2 protein-coding genes are annotated in these 5,464 nt (G+C 46.9%); both read left to right on the top strand.

Annotated elements, in window-relative coordinates; genetic code table 11:
- Positions 1 to 504 precede the first annotated feature (504 nt).
- On the top strand, positions 505 to 1,584 hold the full coding sequence (locus PKX57_RS11135; protein ID WP_472417347.1) for an AAA family ATPase: 1,080 nt from the start codon (positions 505 to 507) through the stop codon (positions 1,582 to 1,584).
- Positions 1,585 to 2,072: 488 nt separating this feature from the next.
- Positions 2,073 to 5,276 carry an RCC1 domain-containing protein gene (locus tag PKX57_RS11130; protein ID WP_213922693.1) on the top strand — a complete coding sequence of 1,068 codons (3,204 nt, stop codon included), beginning with the start codon at positions 2,073 to 2,075 and terminating at the stop codon, positions 5,274 to 5,276.
- Positions 5,277 to 5,464 lie beyond the last annotated feature (188 nt).

Here is a 5,464-nt window from a genome sequence, read left to right as displayed (position 1 = left end):
TAGTAGGTACACTACGGGATGACCCTGAATAGGCCCATTTCAGGGCAGGCTCCACAGGGAAAATAGGGACAGACTCCGAAAGAGTGAGAAGAGGAGAGAGGAAGAGAGGGCGAGACGCGAGCAGCGGGTTTCGGGTCTAGGGTATCGCAAGCGCGAAAAATGGGACAGACGTGAGGAGAATCGTCAGTCCCTATTTTCGCTCTCGTCTTCTCGTGAGCGAAGCGAACTCTGGACGCTCTTTCTCGGCTCTTACCACCAACCCACAACGCACAACCCACAACGGTTCTTAGTAGGTACACTACGGGATGACCCTGAATAGGCCCATTTCAGGGCAGGCTCCACGGGCGCATTACGGAATGACAATGTAGAAAAAAAGGGACTGTCTTTCTTGTTCTATTGACTTTTTACCTCATATCTTCCGAAGCGGTTGAATTATTAGAGAGTATGCTAAAATGGTTCTGAGGTCAGAACTAGTTCTGACCTCAGAACTGGAGGTGATAATATATGTTGCTCGATCCAAAACCAAAGAGCAAAGGAGCCGATCTTTTCTCAAGAGGCGAAGAACTCGGAGAGCTCCTGTCTTCGTTGAGAGACAATCCGATCACAGTGATCACAGGTATAAGGAGAGTCGGGAAGTCTTCTTTAATGAGGGTTGCCATTGCAGAAACTGAGCAAGATTCAATAATGATAGACATCAGAAGGGTATACTCGGATTCTTCCGGTTCAATAGGCAGGGTCGATCTTTCGTATGCTATACAGGGAGAGCTCGAGAAGAAACTCAAAAAAGAGAGAATTAAAGCTCTGTTGAGCAAGGTAAAGGGAGTTTCTTTTATGGGGAACTCTGTAACCTTCGATTGGAATGATGTTACTCTGAGTTCGATTCTGGAGAAGTTGAACGATCATTCAAAGCCGTTTATTATCGCCTTCGATGAGGCTCAGTATCTTCGATATTATGGAAGCAGAGGCGGGAAGAGCATACAGAACCTAATTGCCTGGTCTTACGATAATCTCCCAAACATAAGGTTTCTGCTCACAGGTTCGGAAGTCGGTCTACTTCATGACTTCATTGGAACGGACGATTATGAAAGTCCGCTGCACGGGAGGTATATATACGAAATAGTTCTCAAGCCTTTCTCAAAAGATATTTCTATAGAGTTTTTGAAAACCGCGTTCGCAGAGAGTGACATGCAAATCCCGCTTGAAGAAATAACCGCGGCGCAGAACCTTCTTGACGGGATAGCGGGACATCTTGTACAGTACGGTCTTAATCGACTCAGAAGAAGCCACGATGAAGCTCTTTCTGAAACCTTTCGGACAGCCAGGATGCTTTTTATCAATGAGTTCAAAGAGCTTGAGAAGCGAAGTCCAAGATACAGAAGGGTACTAGAGTTTATTGCATTTGGCGCCACTAGCTTCACGGCGATACTCCGGTCTTTTCAAGTCAGCGGTGATTCCGCTTCTAAATCTAGAGTTGCAGATGCTCTGCGAATACTGGAGAGATCCAGCTGGATAAATAAAGAGCAAGGGAAATATTCGATCATTGACTGTGTGCTTGCAGAGTTGATAAGAAACGGCGGGTTTTAAAAGAAAAACAGTAGTAAGTTAGGGATAGTAAACTAAGAAGAAGGGGTGAATAAGAGTGAAGAAAGAGAAAGGAAAGAATTATGAACCTGAGTTCAAATTGATGTCGACAGTCGACAGGGCTACTCACCAACACAACGGGATGACAGGATAAGCGAAAAGGCTCTCCGACACTCGGTACTTCAGATTTCTCTTCTCTCCTCCGTCTCGCCCTCTCTCTTCATCTCGTGTTTTTGATGCTTTTCTCGCTCTTCCAACCTCTCGCCTCAGGTTCTCCAAGGACGGATTTTCAGCTTTTCTCGGAGAACTGTGAACGGCTGTCTCTTCTGTTCTTCTGAAACAGTCATGGAGTGTGATATGATCACTAAAATGCATTAAAATTATCGGCTTTGGTGACGGTTTTGACCATTCATAGATTTCGTCTGATTCTCTGATCAGCAAGGCTTGTGAAAAGAATTGAGCGAATCGAACGCAACTAAGGAGTGATGGCTATGAAGAGGGTACTAGCTGCCAGGAATGTAAAGAACTTATTGATTTTGACCCTGATTATGGTTTTCTTTGCTTCCGGATGCATGCTTTTTCCACCGGTAGATGATGATTTCTCAAAGTATTTGAGGCCTGGTGAGGTGATCAAAGGTGAAGACGGAGTAAGTGTCGGTGCTCCAGATGGAGTTCTTGACAAGTTGCTGAGGATATACATAGAGTCTGTGGAAGATCCTACTACAGAAGTCCCTTTGCCGGACGCTCTTCAAGAAGCCAGTCTTATAGGCAAATTCTACAGTGTCGGCTCAGAAAAGGATTTCTCCGTTCGAGAGGGAGAGTTTCTCATACTCGGATTACCTGTTCCTGATGGTGTTTCAACAGACGATCTAGCGATTCTCGTCCTATCCCGTCCAGGGTCAGTTGTTTCGGCGTTTCCGGAAGAAGAGGATTCGTCGATTAGATGGAACCCGCTGAGAGGAGTTTACGATGAAGAAAGCGGTCTCTTCGGGACAATCATTCCCTTTGTTGGTGCTGAGCCTGAAATATACGTCCTTGCGAAAAGTATCGGATACAATGAAGTAGAAGTCGCGGAGGTCGAATTTGAAGGAGCTTCAATTTTCGATATCAAGGGTTTCTACCTGAGCTGTATCGGCTTCTCCGATGGCGAGTGCATACAGGCGCATATAGATATGACAAGAGCAGCGCTGGAGGATGCACTTGAGACATATGTCAACACAATCGGATTCTCAAAGCCCAATCTAAGGGTCGCTGTAATGGGGATTTCTTTCTCTCCCCCAAGCTTTGTTCCCATTCTGAAATACGAATACGAGCTTCGCAAAGGTACCGTAAACGGAGCCTATGTTCCAAGCCAGCGGATAGCATATACTCGTTACCCGGGATTACCCGCTGAGCCAGACCCAATCATTACTCGTCACGAGTTCTTTCATTCGATACAGTTCGCTTATCCTGCACTACAGAATGACTGGACAGACAGAACGGCTGTGTGGGGAGTCTTTGAAGGGACCGCTGTAGCCGCCGAACTGCACATGAACAGTCTTGAGCGCAGCAATACCAATTATAATGGCCGAGAACCATTGTCAATAAATTCAAACCTGTTTTCGCGAACTCTTCCCTGGATGGCGGATGCAGATGCATATAGAACACAAGACTTCTGGGTTTATGCAGGCCTGAAAATGAACGCTTCGAATCAGAACATTGGATATGTCAAAGCTCTCTTCGAACTGGGAAGTCTCAGATCTGACATAGATCAGATGTTCCAGAGCGAAGGGACTTTCAGTTCATTGAGTGACGCTTACTGGCAATGGGTTAAAAATCAGAGTTTCGAGAAGAGTGTAATACTGGGATTGGATAGCGATGGTATGAGCGTTCCCCACGGGGAGCCTAACGAGTGGTCAGGCCACGGAGACGATCCTGCCACAGTAACAGTGAGCCCAGCATTGCAGGACTGGGACGACATGACAAAAACCTTTTCACTTTCCCCGTTGACTTCAAGGGTTTACAGACTGGTTGTTAGTCCGGCGTTTGTTGATTACATGGCGGAGGCTTCGGTTGAGTCAACGAATGAGAACGTGCAGTTCAAGTTTTATGGAGGCGAGGAGAATATCTTTACCACCAGCTGGGATGACAATGAAGCGGCAAGTTTTATTCCAGACGGTGGAGAGATCACAACACATGTTCTGATATCCAATACAAGTTTTGAAGAACCTAAAGCGTTCGTGACTCTAAGAATAAAGCTTTCACGGGGACCCCTTCTCTCCATAGTGAATGGCCCCTCGGGAACTGTCTATTTGAACGAGGCAGTATTTGAGTGGCAGAGCGAACCCTCGGATAAGATTGTAGTCTATGAGATAAGGAAGGACGAGGGGGTCTGGGAGAGCAACGGATTGAGTACTACCTATAAATGGAGCGACATGACTCCCGGAGATCGAATCTTCGAAGTCAGAGCTCGAGATGATTACGGACTAAAGTCAGAAGTAATTTCATGGCCATTCACCTACGATGAAGGCTTCTTGATGAATGCTATTCTTGCTGATGGGGGAGCGTCTCACACGATAGCACTTAAAGAAGACGGAACAGTATGGGCGTGGGGTAGCAATGAATTCGGACAGCTTGGAAACGGCACTTGGACAGATAGCAATACAGCAGTCCGGGTAGGAGGGAAGCAACCCTTAACGAAAATAATCGCAATAGCGGCAGGATACAATCATTCCGTCGCGCTCAGGAGCGATGGTACTGTCTGGGCATGGGGAAGAAACGGGTCCGGCCAGCTTGGCAATGGAACAAGCATCAACTCAAACATCCCGGTTCAGGTGAAAGCTCCCGACGGGAAATCGTTCCTGGACAGTGTTGTTGCCATAGCTGCAGGTGGAGAACACACGCTGGCCTTAATGAGACAGATCGTTCCAAAGATAGAGATCCTGTTTTCCTGGGGCAACAACAAGTATGGCCAGCTTGGCGACGGTACCTGGAACCATAGCTCATTGCCGGTTCAAGTTGGAGGGAAGCAGGCTCTAAGCGGCATATTATCGATTGCAGCAGGGTATCTTCATTCGGCCGCGGTAATGGATGACGGTACAGTTCGGACCTGGGGAGATAACAACCACGGACAACTCGGAATTGGCGTTTCTGGAGGCCAGAGAAATACGCCCGAAAAGGTAGTTGGACTCGGCGGAAAGGGTGATCTTACAGAAATTGTAGCCGTTGCCGCCGGGGGAGGACACACCATAGTACTTCAAAGAGATCCGAAAACGAACATAAATTCGATTCTTGCCTGGGGTTTAAACGAGTCAGGACAGCTGGGCAATAACACTCAAAACAACAGCAACTTTCCCGTCCAGGTAAAGGGTCCAGGTGGCTTCGATTTTCTCTTGGGAGCAATAGAAATTGCTGCAGGAGACGAGCATTCAAAAGCCTTAACAGATGACCGAATAGTCTATTCATGGGGAGATAATGAGTTCGGTCAGCTTGGAGATGGAAGCTGGACTAGAAGAGAAGCACCGGTTCAGGTAATAAACGGACCTCAGCTTCTCCAAAACGTAGTTACCATTGGAGCGGGAGCATTTCATTCGATGGCGGTGAAGCGTATATGGGAGGGCGGATTAGTGTGGACCTGGGGCCTCAACGAAGATGGTCAGCTCGGCGACGGAACGACTTCGACAAGAAATCAGCCTGTCAGAGTCAAAGAGTTCTAGCTTAATATCTATATCATATCGTCGCGCCAGTTCCTAAAAAAATAGGGACAGACTCCATTTTTTGGTATAATCTGTGTTGAATTAGAATGAGATCCCGGGGATGACGGGATCGAAGCCGGTGCGGGTGAAAATTGGGTACCTTATCATATAAATAAGGAAAAGTCTACTACTCAAGTGACAATCAAGTT

It is taken from the genome of Mesotoga sp., assembly GCF_035363035.1.
Taxonomy (GTDB): domain Bacteria; phylum Thermotogota; class Thermotogae; order Petrotogales; family Kosmotogaceae; genus Mesotoga.
Note: the sequence above shows the minus strand (reverse complement) of the source record. Positions and strands in the feature narration are given on the sequence as shown.

What these genes read in the sequence shown, in the direction of transcription:
- PKX57_RS11130 (WP_213922693.1), top strand. Translation starts at nt 2,073, where the DNA reads ATGAAGAGGGTACTAGCTGCCAGGAATGTAAAGAACTTATTGATTTTG.
- PKX57_RS11135 (WP_472417347.1), top strand. Translation starts at nt 505, where the DNA reads ATGTTGCTCGATCCAAAACCAAAGAGCAAAGGAGCCGATCTTTTCTCA.